This is a genomic window from Microlunatus aurantiacus, from assembly GCF_039536605.1.
GTDB lineage: Bacteria > Actinomycetota > Actinomycetes > Propionibacteriales > Propionibacteriaceae > Microlunatus > Microlunatus aurantiacus.
In genome coordinates this window covers 13,845-36,270 of sequence record NZ_BAAAYX010000005.1, presented here as the reverse complement: position 1 = coordinate 36,270, position 22,426 = coordinate 13,845, and the positions used below count along the sequence as shown (strand labels likewise).

22 protein-coding genes are annotated in these 22,426 nt (G+C 71.9%); 7 read left to right on the top strand and 15 right to left on the bottom strand.

The window, feature by feature from the left end; all coding sequences use genetic code 11:
* Nucleotides 1-34: 34 nt before the first annotated feature.
* The 3 genes from ABD714_RS10625 to ABD714_RS10615 are packed head-to-tail and all read right to left on the bottom strand — an operon-like array spanning nt 35 to nt 3,461.
* Nucleotides 35-718 (bottom strand): ABC transporter permease, encoded by a 684-nt coding sequence (locus tag ABD714_RS10625; protein WP_344812308.1) that lies wholly within the window; start codon nt 716-718, stop codon nt 35-37.
* Nucleotides 715-1,368 carry an ABC transporter permease gene (locus ABD714_RS10620; protein ID WP_344812454.1) on the bottom strand — a complete coding sequence of 218 codons (654 nt, stop codon included), beginning with the start codon at nt 1,366-1,368 and terminating at the stop codon, nt 715-717. The genes ABD714_RS10625 and ABD714_RS10620 overlap by 4 nt, the downstream gene beginning before the upstream one ends.
* The gene (locus ABD714_RS10615; RefSeq protein WP_344812307.1) at nt 1,365-3,461 is read right to left on the bottom strand and encodes an ATP-binding cassette domain-containing protein; all 2,097 of its coding nucleotides are present in this window, start codon (nt 3,459-3,461) and stop codon (nt 1,365-1,367) included. Before ABD714_RS10615 ends, ABD714_RS10620 begins: the two co-directional genes overlap by 4 nt.
* A 223-nt stretch (nt 3,462-3,684) precedes the next feature.
* Between ABD714_RS10615 and ABD714_RS10610 the strand changes: the two genes are divergently transcribed.
* Nucleotides 3,685-4,356 carry a hypothetical protein gene (locus ABD714_RS10610; protein ID WP_344812306.1) on the top strand — a complete coding sequence of 224 codons (672 nt, stop codon included), beginning with the start codon at nt 3,685-3,687 and terminating at the stop codon, nt 4,354-4,356.
* Nucleotides 4,353-5,126, top strand: coding sequence for a DUF4097 family beta strand repeat-containing protein (locus ABD714_RS10605; protein WP_344812305.1), 774 nt, complete (start codon nt 4,353-4,355; stop codon nt 5,124-5,126). The genes ABD714_RS10610 and ABD714_RS10605 overlap by 4 nt, the downstream gene beginning before the upstream one ends.
* A 1-nt stretch (nt 5,127) precedes the next feature.
* On the opposite strand, the gene dcd is transcribed toward ABD714_RS10605, so the two are convergent.
* The 7 genes from dcd to ABD714_RS10570 all read right to left on the bottom strand — a co-directional run bounded on the left by dcd (nt 5,128) and on the right by ABD714_RS10570 (nt 11,561).
* Nucleotides 5,128-5,703: a dCTP deaminase gene (gene dcd / locus ABD714_RS10600; protein WP_344812304.1), complete on the bottom strand. Its 576-nt coding sequence runs from the start codon at nt 5,701-5,703 to the stop codon at nt 5,128-5,130.
* Between the two features lie 10 nt (nt 5,704-5,713).
* Complete coding sequence (locus ABD714_RS10595; RefSeq protein ID WP_344812303.1) at nt 5,714-6,823, bottom strand: RDD family protein; 1,110 nt, start codon at nt 6,821-6,823, stop codon at nt 5,714-5,716.
* 98 nt (nt 6,824-6,921) lie between these two features.
* Nucleotides 6,922-8,322 (bottom strand): FHA domain-containing protein, encoded by a 1,401-nt coding sequence (locus ABD714_RS10590; protein WP_344812302.1) that lies wholly within the window; start codon nt 8,320-8,322, stop codon nt 6,922-6,924.
* 72 nt (nt 8,323-8,394) lie between these two features.
* Entirely contained in the window at nt 8,395-9,237 is an 843-nt protein-coding gene (locus ABD714_RS10585; protein ID WP_344812300.1) for a siderophore-interacting protein, read from the bottom strand.
* Nucleotides 9,238-9,285: 48 nt separating this feature from the next.
* Nucleotides 9,286-9,867 (bottom strand): DinB family protein, encoded by a 582-nt coding sequence (locus ABD714_RS10580; RefSeq protein ID WP_344812299.1) that lies wholly within the window; start codon nt 9,865-9,867, stop codon nt 9,286-9,288.
* A 123-nt stretch (nt 9,868-9,990) separates the two neighbouring features.
* Nucleotides 9,991-10,479: a VOC family protein gene (locus tag ABD714_RS10575; protein WP_344812298.1), complete on the bottom strand. Its 489-nt coding sequence runs from the start codon at nt 10,477-10,479 to the stop codon at nt 9,991-9,993.
* Nucleotides 10,479-11,561, bottom strand: coding sequence for a WD40/YVTN/BNR-like repeat-containing protein (locus tag ABD714_RS10570; protein ID WP_344812297.1), 1,083 nt, complete (start codon nt 11,559-11,561; stop codon nt 10,479-10,481). Before ABD714_RS10570 ends, ABD714_RS10575 begins: the two co-directional genes overlap by 1 nt.
* 152 nt (nt 11,562-11,713) lie before the next feature.
* On the opposite strand from ABD714_RS10570, the gene ppk2 reads away from it, so the two are divergent.
* On the top strand, nt 11,714-12,607 hold the full coding sequence (gene ppk2, locus ABD714_RS10565; protein ID WP_344812453.1) for a polyphosphate kinase 2: 894 nt from the start codon (nt 11,714-11,716) through the stop codon (nt 12,605-12,607).
* Nucleotides 12,608-12,614: 7 nt separating this feature from the next.
* Entirely contained in the window at nt 12,615-13,511 is an 897-nt protein-coding gene (locus ABD714_RS10560; protein WP_344812296.1) for an MOSC domain-containing protein, read from the top strand.
* A 105-nt stretch (nt 13,512-13,616) separates the two neighbouring features.
* Here ABD714_RS10560 and ABD714_RS10555 read toward each other — a convergent pair whose 3' ends face one another.
* The 5 genes from ABD714_RS10555 to ABD714_RS10540 all read right to left on the bottom strand — a co-directional run bounded on the left by ABD714_RS10555 (nt 13,617) and on the right by ABD714_RS10540 (nt 18,399).
* A complete protein-coding gene (locus tag ABD714_RS10555; RefSeq protein ID WP_344812295.1) occupies nt 13,617-14,480 on the bottom strand; it encodes a sugar phosphate isomerase/epimerase family protein in 864 nt (287 codons plus the stop codon).
* Nucleotides 14,477-15,580, bottom strand: coding sequence for a Gfo/Idh/MocA family protein (locus ABD714_RS10550; protein WP_344812294.1), 1,104 nt, complete (start codon nt 15,578-15,580; stop codon nt 14,477-14,479). The genes ABD714_RS10555 and ABD714_RS10550 overlap by 4 nt, the downstream gene beginning before the upstream one ends.
* Nucleotides 15,577-16,404: a sugar phosphate isomerase/epimerase family protein gene (locus ABD714_RS10545; RefSeq protein WP_344812293.1), complete on the bottom strand. Its 828-nt coding sequence runs from the start codon at nt 16,402-16,404 to the stop codon at nt 15,577-15,579. Before ABD714_RS10545 ends, ABD714_RS10550 begins: the two co-directional genes overlap by 4 nt.
* Nucleotides 16,405-16,603: 199 nt before the next feature.
* A complete protein-coding gene (locus ABD714_RS23065) occupies nt 16,604-16,774 on the bottom strand; it encodes a DUF6171 family protein (RefSeq protein WP_425562383.1) in 171 nt (56 codons plus the stop codon).
* Nucleotides 16,775-16,878: 104 nt separating this feature from the next.
* Nucleotides 16,879-18,399 (bottom strand): alpha-N-arabinofuranosidase, encoded by a 1,521-nt coding sequence (locus ABD714_RS10540; protein WP_344812292.1) that lies wholly within the window; start codon nt 18,397-18,399, stop codon nt 16,879-16,881.
* Nucleotides 18,400-18,465: 66 nt separating this feature from the next.
* Here ABD714_RS10540 and ABD714_RS10535 point away from each other — a divergent pair, with 66 nt between their 5' ends.
* The 3 genes from ABD714_RS10535 (at nt 18,466) to ABD714_RS10525 (ending at nt 22,412) form a co-directional block, all read left to right on the top strand.
* Complete coding sequence (locus ABD714_RS10535) at nt 18,466-19,497, top strand: LacI family DNA-binding transcriptional regulator (protein WP_344812291.1); 1,032 nt, start codon at nt 18,466-18,468, stop codon at nt 19,495-19,497.
* A gap of 87 nt (nt 19,498-19,584) precedes the next feature.
* Nucleotides 19,585-21,000 (top strand): glucuronate isomerase, encoded by a 1,416-nt coding sequence (uxaC, locus tag ABD714_RS10530; protein ID WP_344812290.1) that lies wholly within the window; start codon nt 19,585-19,587, stop codon nt 20,998-21,000.
* Entirely contained in the window at nt 20,997-22,412 is a 1,416-nt protein-coding gene (locus ABD714_RS10525) for a mannitol dehydrogenase family protein (RefSeq protein ID WP_344812289.1), read from the top strand. The genes uxaC and ABD714_RS10525 overlap by 4 nt, the downstream gene beginning before the upstream one ends.
* Nucleotides 22,413-22,426: the final 14 nt, after the last annotated feature.

Genomic DNA, 22,426 nt, shown 5'->3' with positions numbered 1-22,426 from the left:
CGTCGATCTGGGTAGGTCCGATTCCCTACTGAGCCTAGGTGGAGGCAGCGAAAGCCGGAGCACCGGCCCGGCCCGGGTGGCTGCGACGCGCGGCCAGCCAGCCGATCAGGCCGAGCAGCAGGTCGAGCAGGATGGCCAGGGCGGCGACCAGCACGGCACCGGCGAACATCTCGGAGTAGTTCGCGGTGGCCTGGCCGCTGATCAGCAGCCGGCCGAGTCCGCCGGAGGAGACGAAGGCCGCGATGGTCGCGGTGGCCACGACCTGGAGCGTGGCGCTCCGCAGACCCGAGATGACCAGGGGCAGCGCGAGCGGCCACTCGACCTTGGCGACGATCTGGTTGCCGTTCATGCCGAGCGCTCGCGCCGCGTGGACGGCCTCCGGGTCGGCACCGCTGACCCCGGCCGCCGTGGCGGTCAGGATCGGCGGCAGAGCCAGGATGGCCAGCACCCCGATGACCGGGCCGATGCCCGTGTCGAGGAGGGTCACGACCAGCACCAGCAGACCCAGGCTCGGGATGGCCCGGGCCGCGTTGCTCAGGCCGATGCCGACGAAGCGTCCGTGGCCGGTGTGTCCGATGAGGATCCCGAACGGGATGCCGATCACGGCGGCGGCGAGCACGGCGAGCACGGTGTACGCGAGGTGCTGGCCGATCAGGACGAAGATGCCCGCGTCGGGGTTGGTCCAGTTGGTGGGGTCCAGCAGGTACTCCCAGATCATGCGGTCCTCCGTCCCCGGGACCACGGCAGGGCGCCGCGTTGGATGAGCAGGATGATCGCGTCGGCCACGAGCGCCAGCAGCAGGCTGAGCACCAGACCGACCAGGATCGGGGTCAGGAACGCGCTGTTCAGCCCGCGGGTGAACAGCTCACCGAGGGCACCGGTGCCGATCACCGCACCCACGCTGACCAGGGCGATGTTGGAGACCGTGACCACCCGCAGACCGGCGAAGATCACCGGCATGGCCAGCGGCAGCTCGACGCGGAACAGCCGTCGCAGCCGGCCGTAGCCGACCGCCGACGCCGAGGCGTTCACCGAGCCCGGCACGGAGCGCAGGCCGTCGACCACGCTGCGGACCAGCAGGGCCACGGAGTAGACCGTCAGCGCCGCGGCGATGTTCACCGGGTTCAAGATCTTGGTGCCCAGCAGCACCGGCATGACCACGAAGAGCGCCAGCGACGGGATCGAGTAGACGACCCCGAGCAGGGCCACCAGGACGTTGGCGAACCGACCGGTCCGGAACACCAGGTAGCCCAGCGGGATCGAGATGACGATCGCGGCCAGCACGGGCACGACGGCCAGCACGACGTGCTGGCCCAGCAGCTGGGCGATGTTGCCCAGGTTCCGCTGGATCCAGACCCAGTCGATCATCGCGGCCACCCGCGCTCGTGATCGTCGTCGGCCTGCCGGTCGACGGGAGCGGGACCGTCCGCCGGAGCCGGATCCTCGGCGGGCCGGGACTCCGGGGCGGGAGCCGGCGTCTCCAGATCATGATCGTCCTGGGACACGTCGCCGCCGAACGGCCCCGATACCCCGCTCGGGTCCGGTGTCGGGGACAGGGGCGTGTCGTACGGATCCGGTGGCGGTGTCTGCGACGCATACCCCGACCCGTCGCCCTGGGACGGGTCGTCGGGAGCCGGCTCCTGGCCGGGTTCGGTCCGCGGTGGCCAGGGGGGCGGGGTCGAGTCGTCAGCCCTGGCGCTCTCGGCGACAGGAGGCTCCACGACCGGCTGGGCGGGGTGGGTGCCGGGCGTGTCGTCGGGGGCCCCGGCGGCGCCGGACCACGACTCGTCGTCCTCGGCCAGCTGCCGGTCGTAGGCGGTGCCGATCGACTCGTCGCCGGCCGGCGGCACCTCACTGCCGTACGGCTCCGGTCCGGCCGAGGTCGGGTCCGAGGTGTCGTCGGCGAGCTGGCGTCGGTCCTGCCCGCTCCGGTCGCTGCTCAGCGCGTCGTCGGCGGCGGCGGACCAGCGCTTGTCGGAGGTGGCGTCGGCGGCGGACCAGGGCTGGTCGGCGGCGGCGTCGTCGGGCCGTGACCACGCCGCAGACTCCTCGTCCTCGCGCGCGTGGACGTCGTCGGCGGGCAACGGACCGGAGATCCGGGTGGCGTCGGGGTCCTCGTCCGCCGACTGCGCGGCGACCACACCCGCCACGGAGACGGCGCCGACCGTGCCCACGGCCGCGACCGGCGGCACCCCGCGGACGGACGTCGCGTCGGAGTCGTCCCGGATGGAGGTGGCATCGAGGTCCTCCCCCGCAGCCGCCCGGTCGCCAGCTGCCGTCTCGTCGCCGGCTCCCGGACCCCGGGGGGTCTCGGACCCGCCCTCGGCGGATGGTCCTGCCGTGGCCGGTCCGACCGGCAGCGGCTGCTCGTCGTGCGCGCGGACCGCGATCGACTCCGCGATCCGAGCCCGCGTCTGGGTGACCTGCCGCAGGATCATGTCGGCGTCGACGACACCCGCATACCGGTGGGACCCGCCGGACACGGCGACGGCCAGGCCGACCGGGGACGTGAGGGCGGCATCCAGTGCGGTCCGCAGGGAGTCGGTCTCGGCGTCGAACGTGGCCCCGAGGGCCAGCATCGTGCCGGGTCGGGACGGGTCGGACCAGCCGACCGGTCGGGCGTCGCCGTCCACCACCAGGACGGGCTCGTCCCCACCGGAGTAGCCGGCCTCGCGGACGACCTGGACACCGCCCAGGGTCAGACCCGAGGCGGGCTGGAAGGACAGCGACCGGTAGCCGCGGTCCCGACCGACGAAGCCCTCGACGAAGGCGTCGGCCGGTTCGTCGAGCAGCTGCTGCGGGGTGCCGACCTGGGCGAGCCGTCCGCCCACCCGCAGGATCGCCACCTGGTCGCCGAGCTTGATCGCCTCGTCGATGTCGTGGGTGATCATGATGATCGTCTTGCTCAGGTCGCGCTGCAGCGCGAGGAAGAACTCGTGCAGCTCGCCCCGGACCACCGGGTCGACGGCGGAGAACGGCTCGTCCATCAGCAGCACCAGCGGGTCGGCCGCCAGCGCCCGCGCCACGCCCACGCGTTGCTGCTGGCCACCGGACAGCTGCGCCGGGTAGCGGTCACCCAGCTTGCGGTCCAACCCGACGCTGCCGAGCAGCTCGATGGCCCGCTTGCGCGACTTCTGCCGGTCCCAGCGCTGCAGATCGGGAACGGTGGCGATGTTCTCCAGCACGGTGCGGTGCGGGAACAGCCCCCCACTCTGGATGACGTAGCCCATCTGACGCCGCAGCGCCGTCTTGCGGCGCGACTTGATCGGCTTGCCGTCCCAGGTGACCTTGCCCTTGGACGGCTCCAGCATCCGGTTCACCATCCGCAGCGTCGTCGTCTTGCCGCAGCCCGACGGGCCGACGATGACGGTGATCTGGCCGGAGGGCACCGTCAGACTCAGGTCGTCGACCGCCGTGGTCCCGTCCCGGAAGGTCTTGGAGACTGACTCGAACTGGATCACGCGAAACCTCTGCTACCTCGACGTGGTAGGCCTCGACGCCCCGTGCGGGTCGGGCCACGACCGGTCGTCGCCCGCGCCGCCGACCACGTCGACCCTAAGCGCCGCGTCCGGGACAGCCAGGTAGGCGCTGCGGCGTGGCCCCCACCTTCTCCCCGGATCGACCGGCATCGTGGCGACGCCAAAGGTCTTGATTTTGACATCACCATGACGTCATAGTGATGTCATGGATCTTTCGCCTTATCTGGAGACCGTACGAGAAGGGGTCAGCAACGCGGCCGCTCTCGGTGACGACACGACCCGGCTCACCGCGGAGCGCCTCGGAGGGGCTGTGGAGGCCAGCACCCGGCTCGCTCTGATCCGCGCCCTGGCCGATGCCGCCGCACAGATCAGCGCCGAGACCGCGCCGACGTCGGTGGAGCTGCGGATGAGCGGCCCCGACCCCGAGCTGGTGGTCGTCGTGCCCGCCCCGGGCCCGGAGCCCACGCTGCTGCTCCCCGACGACCACGCCACCCCCGACGGCGCCTCCCCCGGGGCCCCGGACACCGACGAGCCCACAGAGATCGACGAGGACGAGCCGGTGTCCCGGATCAGCCTGCGCCTGCCGGCCTCGGTCAAGACGAAGGTGGACGAGAAAGCCGATCGGGATGGCCTCTCCACCAACGCCTGGCTGCTGCGCGCGATCATGGACGCCCTCGGGGAGCGCCCGGTCGCACCCCCGCCGCCCGCACCGCCGACTCCGCCCGGCGACGGCGGCCCCTTCGGACCGTACGGGGTGTTCGGACCGAACGGGCCGTTCGGCGCCGGCGGGTTCTTCGGTGGCCGCGGTCGCCGACCGGGTGACCTGCCCGAACCCGAGCCGGGCCGCCGCGGCTCGGTCCAGGGCTGGGTCCGATGACCGCCCGCACGTTCGACGCCGTCGGCGTCCGGTCGGTCCTGATCGAGAACCTCGGCCGCGGTTCGGTGAACGTCGAGCCCGGACCACGCCAGGACATGGTGGAGGGCACTGTCAGCGGGGACGACGAGCTGCTGCAGCAGGCTCGGATCCGGCACGACGGCGACACCCTGCGGATCTGGTTCCCCGACCAGGTGTTCCGCCAGCACACAGCTCACATCCGGATCGGCGTACCCGCCGGCACCGCACTGACGGCGCGGACCGGGTCGGCCGACGTGACCGCCACCGTGCCGCTCGGCCGCAGCCGGCTCACCACGGGCTCCGGCGACATCAGCCTGAGCGAGGCCGTCGACCTCGATCTCACCTCCGGTTCCGGCGGGGTGTCGGTGGGGGTGCTGGCCGGCACTGCTGCCCGGGTGACCAGCGGCTCCGGCGACATCGTGATCAACGAGGCGCGGTGCGCCGTGATCGCGAAGTCGGGCTCGGGCGACCTGCTGGTCCGGTGCCTGGCCGCTGCCGACCTGCGGGCGTCGTCGGGCTCCGGTGACATCTCGCTGCCCTCGACGAGTGGGTCGGTGGACCTGCGGACGGCGTCGGGATCCTTGACCGTCGGGATCGCCGACGGGCTGCCGGCCTGGCTCGACCTCAGCTCGACCAGCGGAGCCGTCCGGGTGGCGATGGACGCCTGCAGCGCTCCCGCCGCCGGGGAGCCCTACGTGAGCATCCGGGGCCGCACCGCGTCGGGGGAGATCGCGGTCTACCGGGCGAGCTGACTCAGATCCGGGTCCGGTGGAAGTTCACGTGCGATCGGCTGGGCGTCGGACCCCGCTGCCCCTGGTAGTGCGAGCCGTGGACGGCCGAGCCGTACGGGTGCTCGGCCGGTGAGCTCAGCCGGAAGAAGCAGAGCTGGCCTATCTTCATCCCCGGCCAGAGCTTGATCGGCAGGGTCGCGACGTTCGAGAGCTCCAGGGTGACGTGGCCGCTGAAGCCGGGGTCGATGAAGCCGGCCGTGGCGTGGGTGAGGAGTCCGAGGCGACCCAGCGACGACTTGCCCTCGACCCGGGCCGCGACGTCGTCGGGCAGGGTGACCACCTCGTAGATGGAGCCGAGCGCGAACTCGCCCGGATGCAGGATGAACGGCTCGTCGGGCTGCACGTCGATCGGCCGGGTCAGCTCGGACTGGTCCTCGGCCGGGTCGATGTGGGGGTAACGGTGGTTCTCGAACACCCGGAAGAAGCGGTCCAGCCGGACGTCGATGCTGGACGGCTGCACCAGGTCCGGGGCGTACGGCTCCAGGCCGATCCGGCCGGTCGCGATCTCGGCCTTGATGTCGCGGTCGGACAGCAGCATGACGACGACCTTAGTGGCCGGGTCGACGGACCTCGAGCCAGTGATCACCGAAGGAGACCACCGAGCCGCCGGGCACGTCCACCACGTCACCGGGTGGGCAGGGTCGCTGGCCACCGTCCGGGGCGGTCACCATGGTGCCGTTGGTCGAACCGCGGTCCATCACGTAGAGACCGCTGGCGTCGACGCCGACCGCCAGGTGCGACTTCGACACCGTACGGGTCTCGTCGCTCACCTTGATCAGCGTCGCGTCCTCCTCGCCCACCCGTGGCTGCGGGTTGCGGCCCAGCAGGACGAGGCGCTCGACGGCCACGTCGCGCCCGTCGTCCAGACGCAGCATCCACTCGGCCAGCACAACGGGGTCCGCCGTCTCCGGGTCTGCGCCGTCACCGGCGCTCCCGCCGTCGTCCGCGCTCTCTCCGTCGACCGGATCCCGACCGTCGACCGAGGTCTCGTCGGCGACGGACCGGTCGGCATCCCCAGCCGGCTCCGCGACGACGACGGTCTCCTCGACCTCGCCCGGGCGAGCCGAGCCGCCGTTCGTGGACATCGCCTCGGACGGCTTCGCCGTGGCGGCGGCCTTGGTGGCCGCGGGAGCCTTCGAGGCCGGTGGTCGGGCACCTGCCTTGGTGCCCGCAGTCGCCCGACCCACCGCAGACTTGGACCGCGGGGGCGCCAGCGGGCGCTCCTTGATCACCACGGCGTTGGCGGCGAGGTCGTGCCAACCCTGCCGGCGTGGGTGTCGGGTCATCACCACGAGCATCGCGATCAGGCCGACCACGGTGACGGTCAGTCCGGCGAAGACCAGCCAGCGCACCAGCACCCGGCCCCAGCCCAGCGGTCGTCCGTCGCTCAGCCCGACGATCTGGACGCCGTCCAGGCGCATGCCCGGCCCGGCGGCGCGCGAGGCTCGCTGGGCCCAGACCAGCGCCCCCCAGGCGACGGCCACGACGAGACAGAGCACGACCACGACGACCGAGCCGTCGAGCACCAGTCCGAAGAGCAGCGCCAGCCCGCCGAGCAGCCAGACCGGGCCGACCTCGACGAGAGCGGCCAGCGCTCTCGGGCCGGTGGCGCCGACCTGAACGCCCGGTGGCAGACCAGTCGTACGTGAGTTGGGCATGACGTGATCTCCCATCGCCCCGCGGGTGGTGCCCTGACCCTACCCAAGCCACCGGGGGTATGGCTTCACTGACCAACCGCGACGATTTCGCCGAGCGATCAGGCCCCCGGCGGGGGTGGTCCGTCGACCAGGACGGCGACGCCGTCCCCGAGCTCGACCACCGTGCCCACACCGACGGCGTACGGCTCCCCCGGCTGCAGCTGATTGCGCTCCACCCCAGGCCCGGGACGCACGACGGTCGTGCCGTTGGTCGAGTGCAGATCGGTCAGCCGGATCTCCCAGTCGTCCGGGCTGACCAGCAGGTGGGTGCGGCTGATGTCCTGACCGGGACTCGGCACCTTCATCGAGACCGGCACCTCGGCGAGGTCGTCGCGCAGCACCGGCGCCCGCCCGACCAGGATCGGTCGGTCGATGGGCACGCTGGAGCCGTCCGGCGAACGGAGCACACCGAGAACCGGTCGCGGCACCGGCTGCGTGGTCTGCGGGGGGACCGGTGCACCACAGAGCCCGCATCGGTCCGCGTACGGAGGGTTCGGGTGCCCCGCGAGGCAGATCGCCGCCTGGACCAGCGGGACGTCGCCGTGGTCGTGCGGGTGCGACGGCTCCAGGGTCGACGGGGGGGCGGTCACCGGTGCCATCAAGGCGGTGTCGGCGTTCTCCATCTCGTAGCGGTCCGGGTCCACCACCTCGACCGGGGTGGGCGGCGACGTGCGACGGGTGAGGTTCTCCCCCAGCGGGGAGTCCGGATCGTCCTCCGCGGGCGTCGAACCCGAGGATGACGTGCTGTTCGTGGCGGAGGCGGACACCGGGGTCGGGGCGGCAGGGGTGACGGGTGCCGGGGTGTCCATCGGGGCCGAGGGGGGCGAGAGGGCTGGAACGGCCAGGGGTGGCCGCCGGGCCGGTGGCCAGAGAGCCCCGGCCGCCACGGGATCGGCCTCGGACGACTCCAACGGGGTCGCATCGTGAGCGCCCGCGGACGACCAGCCCGGGATCTCGTCCGGCGGGATCGTGTGCTCGAAGGAGGTGGCTTGCGGCGAGATGACCACGGAGGCGGCCCCGGCCTCGACCCTGATCGCCCCGGCCCGCACGGCACCGACCACCAGCGGCAGACCCCGGGTCCCGACCGGACCAGCGCCCAGGTCGATCTCGAGCTGGTGCCGGTCGTCCAGACCGACCTCGCGCCAGGTGAGCATCCCCGCGCCGTCGGCCACGACCTCGGCCGTCGTCGGATCGAGCAGCCGGATGTTGCCGCGCACCAGCGACCGCATCCCGGTGGACGACCAGAACAGCGCCACGAGATCGGGGCTCTGGTCCGGACCGACAGCGGCCAGGGCCGTGACCAGCTCGACCATGGAGGCGCTCCCGACGACCTTCTCCCACAACCCGGTCAGATCGAGCGACGTCGACGGATCCAGCACGACCAGGCTCGAGGGCCCCATCAGCACGGGCCACCGGCCGGGCACGTGGCTGGCACGCCAACCGGCGACGTTGCTGCTCATCGGATCCTCATCTCTGCGGCGGAGTCCCAGCCGGGACGATACCGTCACCGCCCCCGGGCCCCCGTCCGGCGATCAGCACAGGGCGGCCTGCTCCTCGTTCTCCATCTGCTGGGTGAAGACGCGCTTGGAGCTCTGCCAGCCGTCCTCGTTCAGGCCCGTGCGCCAGTAGCCGGAGATCGACACGCGCGTCCGGTCGTGGCGCTGGTCCACGAACAGGAAGCGCCGCAGGTCCTTGACCAGCTCCGCGTTGCCGTGCACGAAGACCTGCGCCTCGGGGTCGGGAACCCATTCCTGCCGGACCGCGGCGGCCAGCGACGCACCGTACGGCTGCGAGCCGCGGTGCACCCAAGTCAGCCGGGTCCGGCTGGTCTCCCGCAGCGGGATCCGGTGAGCGGCGTCGGCCACCTCGACGAACACCTCCGCGGCGGCGTCGGCCGCCAGCACGTCCAGCGCGGCGGCGATGGCCGGCAGCGCCGCCTCGTCCCCCACCAGGAGGTGGGTGGGGGCGGCCGGATCCGGCGCGTACGCCCCACCCGGACCGTGGAAGCCGATGGACTCCCCCGGCTCGACCGTCGCGGCCCACGGTCCGGCCAACCCGGCGTCGCCGTGCACGACGAAGTCGATAGCCATCTCCCCCGTCGCCGGGTCGAAGGCACGGATCGTGTACGTCCGGGTGACCGGCCACTCGTCGGCGGGGCGCTCGGCCCGGACCTGCTCGAGGTCGAACGGCCAGCTGTAGTCCGCCCCGGCCGGGGGGAAGAGCAGCTTCACGTAGTGGTCGGTGAAGGTGAGCTCGGCGAGCCCCCGGACGTCGTCGCCCCCGAGGTGCAGCCGCACCATGCCAGGACTCAGCCACTCCTTGCGCAGCACGGTCGCGGAACGGGTCGGACGGGACGTGCGGGGACTGTCAGCCATGGGAGGAAGGTTACCCTTACTTCCTGTGCACGACCTGTGCCGAGCACCTCAGGGACGGTCACCCGGCGGCTGCCAGGGGGTCAACCAGTCGGTGGCGGGCCAGCCCTCGGCCCCGGCCATCAGCTCGTACATCGTGGCGCCGTCGATGTGCTCGCGGACGATGTCGGCGTGGCCGGCGTGCCGCGCCACCTCCTCGATCACGTGCAGCAGGATCCAGCGGGCGGAGTACCCCGCGGTGTTCTTCGGGTACCAGGGCGCGTCGGGCAGCTGCACCGCCTGCTCCAGGTCGGGCAGTCCCCGGACCACGGCCTCGGTGCGGGCCGCCGTGGCTGCCTGCAGCTCGAGCAGCGACGCGAGACTCTCGTCGTCGGCCATGACGAAGTCGGCGCCGTACTCCTCCTGCGACGGCTGCGCGAGCTCCCCGGCCAGGATGTCGATCCACCCCCGCTCGGTCACGGTGGCGTGCTTGAGCAGCCCTCCCACGGTCAGCGCGCTGGCCGGGGTGGCTCTCAGCCGGAGCTGCTCCTCGGTCAACCCGTACGCCGCGAAGCGCAGCCCGTCGCGCTGCTGGACCAGGTAGAGCAGGAGACCGTCGGTCTCGTTGTCGAAGGGAGGCGGGTTTCCGGGCACGTTCGGCTCCTCGGGTCGGGACGCTCTCGGGCCTGCGCGATCCGGCAGGTGGACCTCACTGTGCCGCAGCTCACTGACAGCCCTCTACGGGCAGGACCGCTGATGACGGTCGCCCGACGACGCTCAGGGGTGCTGCGGCACGAGCTCCGGTCCGAGGTTCGCGGCCACGAACGCCGCGACCTCTGCCGGCGTCGGTCCCGCCGCCATCGCCAGCCGCGCCTGCCGGCCGAGCTCGTTGGGTGCGTCCAGCTCGAGGGCGATGCCGTCGGGGTCACGGAAGTTCAGGTGGTAGCCCAGCTCCATGTCCCGGATCGGGGTGTAGCTGACGCCGTGCTCGTCGAGGTGGCGCTGCCAGTCCTCCAGCTCGGCGCGGGAGGCGGCGGTGAAGCCGAGGTGGTCCAGACCCGTGGCCAGCTCGGTGAACGGACGACCCTCGGCTCCCTCGGGACGGATCAGACCGATGCTGAACCCGGTGGCGGGATGCATGCAGATCCGGCCGTAGCCCATGTCCAGGACGGCGACGAACCCGAGCACCTCGGTGTAGAAGCGCTGGCTCACGTCGAGGTCGGTGACGGTGAACGCCACGTGGGAGACACCCGTGAAGGCGACCATCACAGGACCGCCGCGCGGACGCAGAGCACGTCGGGCAGGTGGCGGGCGATCTCGGACCACGAGTCGCCGTCGTCGGTGCTGCCCCACACCGAGCCGTCTCGGGCGCCGACGTAGAGACCTGTCTGCTCGGCGTTGTCGGCCGACATCGCGTCGCGCATGACGGCGGCGTAGAACTCGTCGGGCAGCCCCCTGCTGGACGCCGCCCAGGTGCGGCCGGCGTCGGTGGAGCGCCAGACCCGCGCCTCGCCGTCGGGCGGGATCCGGGCCCCGTCGGCGACCAGGGGGAACACGAAGACGGTCTCCGGGTCGTGCGGGTGGACCACGATCGGGAAACCGAAGTCGGCCGGCAGCCCTTCGGCGATCGAGGTCCAGGTGGATCCGCCGTCGTCGGTGCGGTAGACGCCGTGGTGGTTCTGGGCGTACATGAGGTCGGGCCGGTCGGGGTGGCTCGCCACCTTGTGCACGCACTGGCCGAACTCCGGCCACGGGTCGGGGAAGAAGTAGGCCTTGATGCCGGTGTTGTACGGGTTCCAGGACGCGCCGCCGTCCTCGGTCCGGTAGACCCCGCCCGTGGACATCGCGACCGTGACCCGGTCCGGGTCGGTCGGGTCCGGCACGATCGTGTGGATGGCTTGGCCGCCGAAACCCGCCCCCCACTCGGGCCGGTGCGGGTGGTCCCACAGGGAACGCACCAGCGCGAACGACTCACCGCGGTCGGTGGACCGGAACAGCGCGGACGGCTGGGTCCCGGCCCAGACGACGTCCGGGTCGGCGGGACTCGGCTGGATCTGCCAGACGCGTTCGACGCTCTCGCCCACGTCGGTGGGAAAGCGCACAGCCGCACCCTGCGTCTCGGTCCAGGTCCGCCCCAGGTCGTCGGAGCGGTAGACACCCGGACCCCAGTGCTCGCTGTGGCCGCTCACGAACACCCGCGGGGTCGCCCCTCGGGTGTCGATGCAGGTCGCGTAGATGCCTTCCATCAGGAACTCCGACGGACCGAACTCCCACTGTCGTCGTCGCTCGTCGCTGCGACCGATCCACAGGCCCTTCTTCGTCCCGACCAGCAGCACTGCCTCCGACATCGCGACCCCCAGGATCCCTCGTCACCGATGGGACCATCGTGGAAAGGTCCTGTGCATCCGTCAAGCCCGTTCCTCGTCCCGGAGGTGGGGCAGCGGGGCCCCGACCCGTTCACCGGCTGTTCGCCCGCCGGGACGATACTGAGCCCGTGATCATCCGGGAGAACTTTCGTGAGTACCTCGACCAGCTCCTGCGCGACGGCTTCACCGTCAACCACGACGACCACGGCTCCGACCCGGATCTGATCGACCCCGGCGGCGACCCGGTCGAGACCTGGCGGGAGGACTACCCGTACGACGAGCGGATGGACCGGGACGCCTACGACGCGGAGAAGTACGCCCTGCAGATCGAGCTGCTGAAGCTGCAGTACTGGGTCGCCGACACCCGAGGCAAGATCGTGGTGCTCTTCGAGGGACGCGACGCGGCCGGCAAGGGTGGCACGATCAAGCGGTTCATGGAGCACCTCAACCCGCGGGCGGCGCGGACCGTGGCCCTGACCAAGCCGACCGAGACCGAGCTCGGGCAGTGGTACTTCCACCGCTACGTCAGCCATCTGCCGACCGCCGGGGAGATCGTGCTGTTCGACCGGTCCTGGTACAACCGGGCGGGGGTCGAGCGGGTGATGGGCTTCTGCAGCGACGAGCAGTACGAGCAGTTCCTCAACCACGCGCCGCTGTTCGAGTCGATGCTCGTGGAGAGCGGGTTCTCCCTGACCAAGCTGTGGTTCTCGGTGACGCAGTCCGAGCAGCGCACCCGGTTCGCGATCCGGCAGATCGATCCCGTACGACGGTGGAAGCTGTCCCCGATGGACCTGGAGTCGCTGGACAAGTGGGACGCCTACAGCGAGGCCAAGGAGGCGATGGTGCTGCGGACCGACACCGACGAGGCCCCGTGGACCTCGATCAAGAGCAACGACAAGAAGCGGGCCCGGATCAACGCGATGCGCTTCTTCCTGAACCAGTTCGACTACGAGGGCAAGGACGCCGCCGTCGTCTACCCGCCCGATCCGCTCATCGTGCAGCGGAGCATCAACTCCATCGTCGACTGACCAACCCTTGACCGTCACCGACACCGGCGGGCTCCGGCTGACCGGGCTCCGCCGCTACCCCGTCAAGTCGTGCCGGGGCGAGGACCTGGACGTCGCCACCGTGGAACCCTGGGGACTCACCGGCGACCGACGCTGGATGGTCGTCGACCCGTCCGGTGAGGCGGTGACGGCCCGCGAGGCCAACCGGCTGGTGCTGATCACGCCGTCGATCACCGACAGCGGTCTGCTGCTGAGCGCCCCCGACATCGAGGACCTCGACGTCGACCGACCAGCGTCCGGCCCTCTCGTGGAGGTGAAGATCTGGGACGACCGACTGCTGGCCCGGGCGGCCGACCCGGTCGCCGGCGACTGGTTCTCCGGGGTCATCGGTCGGTCGTTGCGGCTGGTGTACCTGGACGACCCGCGGCGCCGTCCGGTGAACCCGGCGTACGGTGCGGCGGACGACACCGTGTCCCTGGCCGACGCCTACCCGCTGCTGCTGGCCACCGAGGAGTCCCTGACGCAGCTGAACACCTGGATCGCCGAGGGTCCGCGCTCCGCGGACGGTCCGCTCCCGATGACCCGGTTCCGGCCCAACCTCATCGTGCGGGGAGAGGACGCGTTCGCCGAAGACACCTGGCGGCGGGTCCGGGTCGGTGAGGTCGTGTTCCGGGTCGTGAAGCTCTGCGACCGGTGCGTCCTGACCACCATCGACCCGGTGACCGCGACGCGCACCAAGGAGCCCCTGGTCAGCCTGGCCCGTCATCGACGGTGGGACGGCAAGACCTGGTTCGCGGTGAACCTGGTGCCGGAGGCGCCGTACGGGTCAGGGGTGCCGGAGGCGCCGTACGGGGCGGGGGTGCCGGAGGCGCTGTACGGGTCGGTCCGGGTGGGCGACCAGGTCGAGGTGCTCGAGACCCGTTGACCGCCGCTCCCCTGGCGACCCATCTGCTCGGGTTTGTCGGCTCTGCTCGGTCTATAGATCGAGCAGAGCCGACAAACCCGAGCAGCTCCAGCGGGTGAGGGTGGGTCAGACGAGCGTCGGGAGGTGCTGCCGGGCCCACGCGTACGAGATCTCGTGCGACTCGCGCCTGGTGGGGGTGCTGGGGTGGTCGACCTCGATCATCACATCGCCGTCGTAGTCGGCCGGCAGGGCGGCCAGGATCGCCGGGATGTCCAGCACGCCGAGCCCCGGCTCGGCCCACAACCGCCCCGAGTCGGACTGGTCGCGGTAGGTGGCGTCCCCCGCCCGCCCGTCGAGGAAGTCGGCGTACACGTCCTTGAGGTGCAGGGCGCCGACCCGGTCGGCGTAGCGGGTGAGCACGGCGGCGGGGTCGGCACCGGCCCAGCGCAGGTGCCCGGTGTCGGGACCGATCCCGATCAGCGTGGGCCCGAGATCGTCCAGCAGGGCGGTGATCTCCTGCTCGGTCTCGAAGACACCGCCGACGTGGGAGTGGTGCAGTGGGCGCAGCCCCTCGGCCCGCAGCACCTGGCAGATCACGCCGCAGTTCTCGATGGCCAGGTTCAGCCGGCTCCGGCTGAAGTCCGCGCCGACGGCGGGACGCTCCATCCGGGCCGGCACGGCCACCGAGGACACCATGGTCCGGTCCAGACCCAGGGCGACCTGGGTGGCGGCGAACCGCTTGGCCCGTTCGGTCTCGGCGGCGATGTCGACGGTCTCGTCGAAGGCCGAGCTGAACAGGCTGACCGAGGGCGCCAGCCCGTAGCCGGCCAACCAGTCCAGGTACTCGGGGGCGGTCATCCCGTCGGGCACGTCGCCCTTGACGGCGGTGAAGCCGATCGCGGCGAGCTCGGCGAACGCTGCGTCCAGCACCTCCCGGGTCCGGCCGGCCCTGGCCCAGTACTGGATCGGGTTGACGGCCAACCGGGTCACGTCAGGGCCACCGGACGCCCGGTCCGGGCCGACTCGTAGACCCCGGTGATGATCGCGATCGCCTGCCGGTTGGTCTCCAGACTCACCCGCAGCTCGGCCTCACCGTCCAACGCCGACAGGAAGTTCTCGTACTGGCGACGGTGCGCGACCGCACCGAGCTGACCAGGGTCGGCGCCGGCGCTCAGGGTCGCGCCCGAGGCCTCCGGGAACTCGTCCAGCTGGTTGATCGTCTTGGACGACTCCCCGTACGCGCGTTCGTCGGCGCTCGCCTCGGCCGGGGTCCGGTGGATGAAGCTCAGCACGTCGCTGTCGATGATCACCGAGCCCTTGTCGCCGTGCACCTGCAGCCGGGCACTCATCCCCGGGTAGGCGGCGGTGGTCGCGTGCAGCACCCCCAGGGCACCGCTGGCGAACCGCACCACCCCGACCGCGACGTCCTCGACCTCGATCCGCTCGTGGGCCAGGGTGCCGGTGTAGGCGAACACCTCGACCGGACGGCCCATGGTGGCGACCAGCAGGTCGATGGTGTGCACGCCCTGGTTCATCAGCGCGCCGCCACCGTCGAGCTCCCAGGTGCCGCGCCAGTCGCCGGAGTCGTAGTAGCTCTGGCCGCGCCACCAGTCGACGGAGGCGATGCCGGAGGTCAGGCGGCCGAGCTCACCGGCGGCGATGGCGTCCACCGTCACCTCGGTGGCGGGGTCGAAGCGGTGCTGGGAGATGACGGTGACCAGCCGGCCGGATTCCCGCTGGGCGGCGATGATCTCGTCGGTCCGCTCGACGGTGATCTCCGCCGGCTTCTCGATGATCACGTCCTTGCCGGACCGCAGCGCCTCGATGGCCAGCTCGCCGTGGGTGCCGGTCGGGGTGCACACGACCACGACGTCGACGTCGGCCTGCGCGAGCGCCGCGGTCAGGCTCGCGTACGCCGTGCCGCCGTGCTCGTCGATGATCTGCTGGGCCCGATCCGGGTGCGGGTCGACCACGGCGACCAGCTCGAGCCGGTCGGCCAGCCGGTCGATCACACGGCCGTGGTGGCGTCCGATCACCCCGGCGCCGACCAGGGCGATCCGACGGCGGTTCGTCGGTGCGGCGTCACTCATGCGTACGCGATCCCTTCCTGGCGGAGGATGTCGGTGAAGGCGGTGTGCGCCTGGATCCAGAGGTCGGCGCCGGAGAAGCCGCCGAGGGCGTTCTGCGTCCCCAGGTGCGGCTCCAGGGAGAAGAAGCCGTCGAAGCCGTCCACCCGCAGCGCGCGGATCGTCTCAGCCACCTCGCCGTCACCGGCGCCGGCCACGACCACCGAGGCGTCGGCGAACAGGGCGTCCTTGATCTGGATGTAGACGGTGTGCGGTCGCAGGTCGGCGTAGCCCTCGGTGTAGGGCTTGACCCCGCACTGGACGTAGTTGGCCGGATCCCAGGCCAGCTTGAGGTTCGGGGAGTCGACAGTGGTGACGATGTCGAGGACCCGGCGGGGGATGTCGCCGAAGATGTCCTTCTCGTTCTCGTGCACGGCGACCACGCCGGCCTCCTCGGCGACCCGGGCGATCGCCCGCATCCGGGTGATCACCTCGTCGCGGTGGTCGTCGGGGTCGTCGCCCGCCGGGATGAAGAACGAGAACAGCCGGATGTACGGCGCCTGCAGCAGCTGCGCGATCTCGGCGGCGTGCCGCATCCGCTCCAGGTGCGGCCCGAAGTCGTCGGTGATCGCGATCTTGCCGATCGGCGACCCGATGCTGGAGACCCGCAGCCCGTGCTCGGCGAGGAGCCGCTGCACGGTGGCGAGCTGGTCGGCGTCGAGGTCGAGGATGTTGGTCCCCCACGCGCTCCTGATCTCGATGTGCGTCAGGCCGAGGTCGGTGACGACCCGGCACTGGGTGGCGAAGTCGTCGTCGATCTCGTCGGAGAATCCGGAGAGGGTCCACATGATCGGGTGTCAGTCCTTTGCTGGGAGGGAACACAGCCATTCCCTCATCGCCCACCGCCGCGGCGGTAGGGGTTGCCGCAAGTTGTCGGGTGGCGCATCGGCGGCATCCGCACCGACCACGGAGAAGTCTCCCCGATCGGGCCGGGGCGGCCGCGCCACGCCGCGCGGGGCGTCAGCCGGAGAGACTTCTCCGCACGCTTCAGGCCGACCAGAGTCCCCGCGGGCACCGCTTCGTCGGCAGCGACGCCCGGAACTCGACGTAGCAACCGCAGTCCAGGCAGGTGTGGGTGGCCAGCCGGGAGCAGCCGGCACAGACCCGCAGGCGGGCGTCGCGGACGTCGTCAGCCGCGAGGTCGACCTCGTAGCGCAGCTAATCGACCACCTCGGCGTGCACCCGCTCCGGGGTCAGGGCCTCGTCCGGACCGCAGCCGCGACACGGTCGTCGGGCGAGGGGCGTCGCCGCTCCGACCACGATCAGACCAGTGTCCCGCGTACGGTGACGAACGCGTGCGGCGGCAGGGTGATCCGGAGGACGTCGCCGTCGGTGATCACGTCCAGGGGCCGTGGAGTCACCGCGTCCGCGCGGTCCGCGTCGTTGTAGGTCTCGACCCGGTCGGCGGTGAGCACCAGCCCGGTCGCCTCGGCCAGCCGCCCGCCCCGGAGGTCCAGGGTGAGCTCGACCGGCTCGGTCAGGTCCAGGTTCGAGGCCGAGATCAGCACGCCGCCGTCCTTGCTGCTGGCCGACACCGAGACCGTCGGCACCTCCTCCTCGGCCACCCGCCGGACGTGGTCGGGAGCCAGCAGGTGGGCGTCCAACCGGGCGGCGTCCTGGTGTCCGGCGTTCATGGCGAACACGTGGTAGGTCGGGGTCAGCACGAGGGCACCGGAGTCGGGATCGGTCAGGATCATCGCCTGCAGCACGTTGACGGTCTGGGCGATGTTGGCCATCACCAGACGCTCGGCGACGGCGTGGAAGACGTCGAAGTGCACCGACGCCACGAGGGCGTCCCGCAGGGTGTTCTGCTGGTACAGGAACCCGGGGTTGGTGCCGGGCTCGACGTCCCACCAGGTGCCCCACTCGTCCAGCACCAGCCCGACCAGCCGCTGCGGGTCGTAGGCGTCCATCACGCTGATGTGCGCGGCGAGGATCGACTCGATCCGCCGCGAGGCGGCCATGGTCCGCCAGTAGTCGTCGTCGTCGAAGACGGTGGCCGAGCCCTTGTCCGTCCACGGACCCGCCGTCGTGTAGTAGTGCAGCGAGATCCCTTGGAAGACACCGGGTCGGGCCAGCGGGGTGCCGAACGGGGTCAGCGCCTCCATCAGCGCCCGGGTCCAGGTCACGTCGTCGTCGTGCGCCCCGGCGGCGATCCGGTAGACGTGGTTGCCGCCGTGGTCCCGCACGTACGTGGAGTACTGCCGGGCCAGATCGGCGTACGCCTCTCCCCGCATGTTCCCGCCGCACCCCCACGGCTCGTTCCCGATGCCGAAGAACGGCACCCGCCAGGGCTCGTCCCGTCCGTGCTCCCGCCGCAGCGAGGCCATCGGCGAGTCGTCCGCCCGGGTCAGGTACTCGACCCACTCGCCCATCTCACGGACGGTGCCGGAGCCGACGTTGCCGTTCACGTACGGCTCGGCATCCAGCAGCTCGCACAGGGCCAGGAACTCGTGGGTGCCGAAGGCGTTGTCCTCCACCACGTCGCCCCAGTGCGAGTTCACCATCCGCGGCCGCTGCTCCCGGGGACCGATCCCGTCCCGCCAGTGGTAGTCGTCGGCGAAGCAGCCGCCGGGCCAGCGCAGGTTGGGGATCCGGAGCGCCCGCAGCGCCTCGACCACGTCGAGCCGGATGCCGCCCTGGTTCGGGATGTCGGAGTCCTCACCCACCCAGAAGCCGCCGTAGATGCAGCGACCCAGGTGCTCGGCGAAATGGCCGTACACGTGACGGCTGATGGTCGGGCCGGGGAGGTCGAGGTTGATGACGGCGCGCGCGGTGGACATCGCTACATCGTTGTACCTCCGCATGTGAACGTCAACACACTCGCCGGGATCCGGTCGGAGCGAGGGGTGGGCGGCGACACTAAGGTGAGCAGGGTGGGCTCCGACGGCGGCGAGGCGGAGAACGGACCGGTCACGATCTACGACGTCGCCGAGGCGGCCGGCGTGGCGGCGTCGACGGTGTCGCGGGCGCTGTCCAAGCCGGGTCGGGTCAGCTTCCGGACCGCCGAGCACGTGCGCGTGGTCGCCGCCCGTCTCGGCTACCGGACCGAGGAGACCGAGCGGGACCCGAAGACCGACACGTCGCTGATCGCCATGGTCGTCGCCGACATCACCAACCCCGTCTTCTACGGCATGATCCGCGGCGCCGAGCGGGCTGCCCGGCACGCCGGCTGCACACTCGTGCTGGCCGAGAGCCAGGAGTCCGCCGCGGCGGAGCACGAGGCCCTGGAGCGCATCGTCCCGGCCGTCGACGCGGTCATCCTGGCCTCCTCGCGGATGTCCGACGCCGCCATCCGCACGCTGGCCAAGTCGGTCCGGGTGGTGGTGCTGAACCGGATGGTGGACCAGGTGCCGTCCGTGGCCACCGACACCGTGCAGGCGGTGCGGTTCGCCGCGGACCACCTGCTGAGCCACGGCCACCGCTCGCTGACCTACCTGGCCGGGCCGGAGGCGTCCTGGTCGGACGGGATGCGCTGGCGCGGGGTGCTGGAGGCCGGGCAGCAGCTCGCCCTCCGGGTCCGGCGGAGCGGACCGCACCGCCCCACCATCGCCGGCGGTCGGGAGGCGGCTGCCGAGTGGCTGGAGAACCCGACCTCGGCGGTGATCGCCTACAACGACCTGGTCGCGATCGGCTTCCTGCAGGGGGTGTCCGAGGCCGGCCGACGGGTCCCCGACGACGTCAGCGTGATCGGCTTCGACAACATCCGGGACGGTGAGCTGGTCGTGCCCGGACTCACCACGCTCGCCTCGCCACTGGCCAGCCTCGGGTCCGCGGCGGTCCAGCACCTGCAGCGTCCCCGGAACGCCACCGCGGAGCCGGCGCCCCTGCTGCTGCCGAGCCGGCTCGTCGTCCGCGGCTCGACCGGTCCGGCGCACTGACCGCACCGACCGACCCCGGGGGCCCGCAGTTCGGCAACTCCCGGCAACCGCTGGGTGGGCGTGCCGCCCCTCCGCCACGATGAACGAGTGACCACCCCGCCGCTCGCCCTGCACCCCGACCGCCTGTTCCCGGCCGACCCCGGCGTCCGCCGCCTGGCGTCGTCGCTGTACGACCGCGTACGGGAGCTGCCGATCATCTCCCCGCACGGCCACGTGCCGGCGCAGTGGCTGGCCGACGACGTGTCGTTCGCCGACCCGACCTCGCTGCTGATCACCCCGGACCACTACGTCACCCGCCTGCTGCACGGCCACGGGGTCGACCTCGCCGACCTCGGGGTCGGACAGGACTCCTTCGACGAGGCCGCCTCCCGGCGGGCGTTCCGGATCCTGTGCGAGCACTGGGGCGCCTACCGCGGCACCCCGGTCCGGTTCTGGCTGGACGCCCAGCTCGGCGACATCTTCGGCATCGAGGTGCGACCCAGCGCCGCGACCGCCGACGCGGTCTACGACCAGATCGCCGAGCGGCTGGGTCACCCGGACTACCGCGCCCGGGCCCTGTTCGACCGCTTCGGCATCGAGGTGCTGGCCACCACCGACGACCCGTGCGACGACCTGGCCGCGCACCGCCGGCTGGCCGACGACCCGAGCTGGGACGCCCGGGTGGTGCCCACCTTCCGGCCCGACCGCTACCTCGAGCCGCTGAGCCCGACCTGGAACACCGACGTGGACCGGTTGGCCGAGACGTCCGGCATCGAGACCGGCGAGTACGCCGGCTGGCTCGCGGCCATGGCCGCCCGACGGGCGCACTTCATCGCCCACGGCGCCGTGTCGGCCGACCACAGCCACCTGGACCCCCGGACCGACCCGCTCACCGACGCCGAGGCCCGGCACCTCTACGCGCTGGCCCGCCAGGGCGACATCGGGCCCGACGAGGCCGTCGCCCTGCGGCGGCACCTGCTGTTCCAGATGGGTCTGATGTCGGCCGAGGACGGGCTGGTGATGACCCTGCACCCCGCTGTGCGGCGGGACCACCACCTCCCGAGCTCGCAGGCGTACGGCCACGACATCGGCACCGACATCCCGGTGGCGGTGGAGTTCACCGACGCGCTGCGGCCGCTGCTGAACGCCGTGGGCACCCACCCGGGTTTCCAGCTGGTGCTGTTCACCCTGGACGAGACGACCTTCTCCCGCGAGATCGCCCCCCTGGCCGGCTTCTACCCGAGCGTGTACGCCGGAGCGCCGTGGTGGTTCCTGGATGCGCCGGACGCGATCCTGCGCTACCGCGCCGCGGTCACCGAGACGGCGGGTCTGGCCAAGACGTCCGGGTTCATCGACGACACCCGCGCCTTCTGCTCGATCCCCGCGCGCCACGACATGTCCCGCCGGCTGGATGCCACCTACCTGGCCCGGCTGGTCGCCGAGCACCGCCTGGACGAGGACGAGGCCCGAGAAGCGATCCACGACCTGGTGGACACCAACCCCCGAAGGGCGTTCAAGCTGTGAGCACCTCCCCCGAGCGGACCACCGACTCCCCGCCCCGGCTGTCCCGGGCCCTGCCGGGGACCCCGCCGGCCGCCCCGGTGCGGATCGTGCACCTGGGTCTCGGCAACTTCCACCGGGCCCACCAGGCCTGGTACACCGCGCACGCCGGTGACGCCGCCGACTGGGGCATCGCCGCCTTCACCGGACGGCGCCCCGATGCCGCCGACGCCCTGGCCCCGCAGGACGGCCTGTCGACCTTGATCACCCGGGCCTCCGACGGCGACGCGTTCGAGCTGGTCGGCTCGTTGACCGCCGTGCACGCCGCCGCCGACCACCAGGCGCTGCTGGACTACCTCAGACGTCCCGAGGTCGCCGTGGTGACCATCACCGTGACCGAGCAGGGCTACCTGGCCGACGCGGCCCGTCAACTGCGCCGCACCGAGGCCGTGGTCGCCGACATCGCCGCCCTGCAAGGGGATCCGGCAGCACCGGTGACCACTCTGCCCGCTCGCCTGGTCGGCGGCCTGGCCGCCCGTCGCGCGGCCGGTGCCGGAGCGATCACCATCCTGTCCTGCGACAACCTGCCGGAGAACGGCGAGGTCGCGGCCTCGGTCGTCACCCAGCTCGCCCAGGCGGTCGACCCGGCCCTGGCCGAGTGGATCGCCGAGCACGTGGACTTCGCCTCCTCGATGGTGGACCGGATCACCCCGACCACCACCGACGCCGACCGGGCGCTGGTGACCGCCGAGCTCGGCTACGTCGACGCGTCACCGGTCGCCACCGAGCCCTTCCACGAGTGGGTCATGTCGGGACGGTTCCCGGCCGGGCGGCCGCGGTGGGAGGACGCCGGGGCCCGGGTGGTCGACGACGTCACCCCGTTCGAGCAGCGCAAGCTGTGGCTGCTCAACGGCTCGCACTCCCTGCTCGCCTACGCCGGCAGCATCCGCGGCCACGCCTCCATCGACGAGGCCATCGCCGACCCCGCCTGCCGGGAGTGGGTGGAGGCCTTGTGGGACGAGGCCGCCCCGCACCTGCCGCTCCCCGCCGAGGACGTGGCGGCGTACCGGTCGGCGCTGCTGCAGCGCTACGCCAACTCCCGCATCCGCCACCAGCTGGCCCAGATCGTGGCCGACGGATCCACCAAGGTGGTGGTCCGCACGGTGCCGGTGATCCGCGCCGAGCGCGCCGCCGGTCGGGTGCCGCTGGGGTGCGCCACCGTGGTGGCCGCCTGGATCCGCCACCTGCGCGGTGCTGGTGCCCCGCTCAACGACGGCGGCGCCGAGCCCTACCTGGCCGTGGTCGGCGACGACGACGAGACCGCGGTCCGGGCGGTGCTGGCGCTGCTGGGTCCGGCCGACGAGGTTGCCGCCGACCTGCAGAGCGACGACGATCTGGTAGCAGCGGTCATCATCCAGTTGTCCGCGATCGGCTGACCGGAGGCATCTGA

Coding starts and splice junctions, on each gene's coding strand:
- ABD714_RS10625 (WP_344812308.1), bottom strand. CDS start 718: ATGATCTGGGAGTACCTGCTGGACCCCACCAACTGGACCAACCCCGAC.
- ABD714_RS10620 (WP_344812454.1), bottom strand. CDS start 1,368: ATGATCGACTGGGTCTGGATCCAGCGGAACCTGGGCAACATCGCCCAG.
- ABD714_RS10610 (WP_344812306.1), top strand. CDS start 3,685: ATGGATCTTTCGCCTTATCTGGAGACCGTACGAGAAGGGGTCAGCAAC.
- ABD714_RS10605 (WP_344812305.1), top strand. CDS start 4,353: ATGACCGCCCGCACGTTCGACGCCGTCGGCGTCCGGTCGGTCCTGATC.
- dcd (WP_344812304.1), bottom strand. CDS start 5,703: ATGCTGCTGTCCGACCGCGACATCAAGGCCGAGATCGCGACCGGCCGG.
- ABD714_RS10595 (WP_344812303.1), bottom strand. CDS start 6,823: ATGCCCAACTCACGTACGACTGGTCTGCCACCGGGCGTTCAGGTCGGC.
- ABD714_RS10590 (WP_344812302.1), bottom strand. CDS start 8,322: ATGAGCAGCAACGTCGCCGGTTGGCGTGCCAGCCACGTGCCCGGCCGG.
- ABD714_RS10585 (WP_344812300.1), bottom strand. CDS start 9,237: ATGGCTGACAGTCCCCGCACGTCCCGTCCGACCCGTTCCGCGACCGTG.
- ABD714_RS10575 (WP_344812298.1), bottom strand. CDS start 10,479: ATGGTCGCCTTCACGGGTGTCTCCCACGTGGCGTTCACCGTCACCGAC.
- ABD714_RS10570 (WP_344812297.1), bottom strand. CDS start 11,561: ATGTCGGAGGCAGTGCTGCTGGTCGGGACGAAGAAGGGCCTGTGGATC.
- ABD714_RS10550 (WP_344812294.1), bottom strand. CDS start 15,580: ATGAGTGACGCCGCACCGACGAACCGCCGTCGGATCGCCCTGGTCGGC.
- ABD714_RS10545 (WP_344812293.1), bottom strand. CDS start 16,404: ATGTGGACCCTCTCCGGATTCTCCGACGAGATCGACGACGACTTCGCC.
- ABD714_RS10540 (WP_344812292.1), bottom strand. CDS start 18,399: ATGTCCACCGCGCGCGCCGTCATCAACCTCGACCTCCCCGGCCCGACC.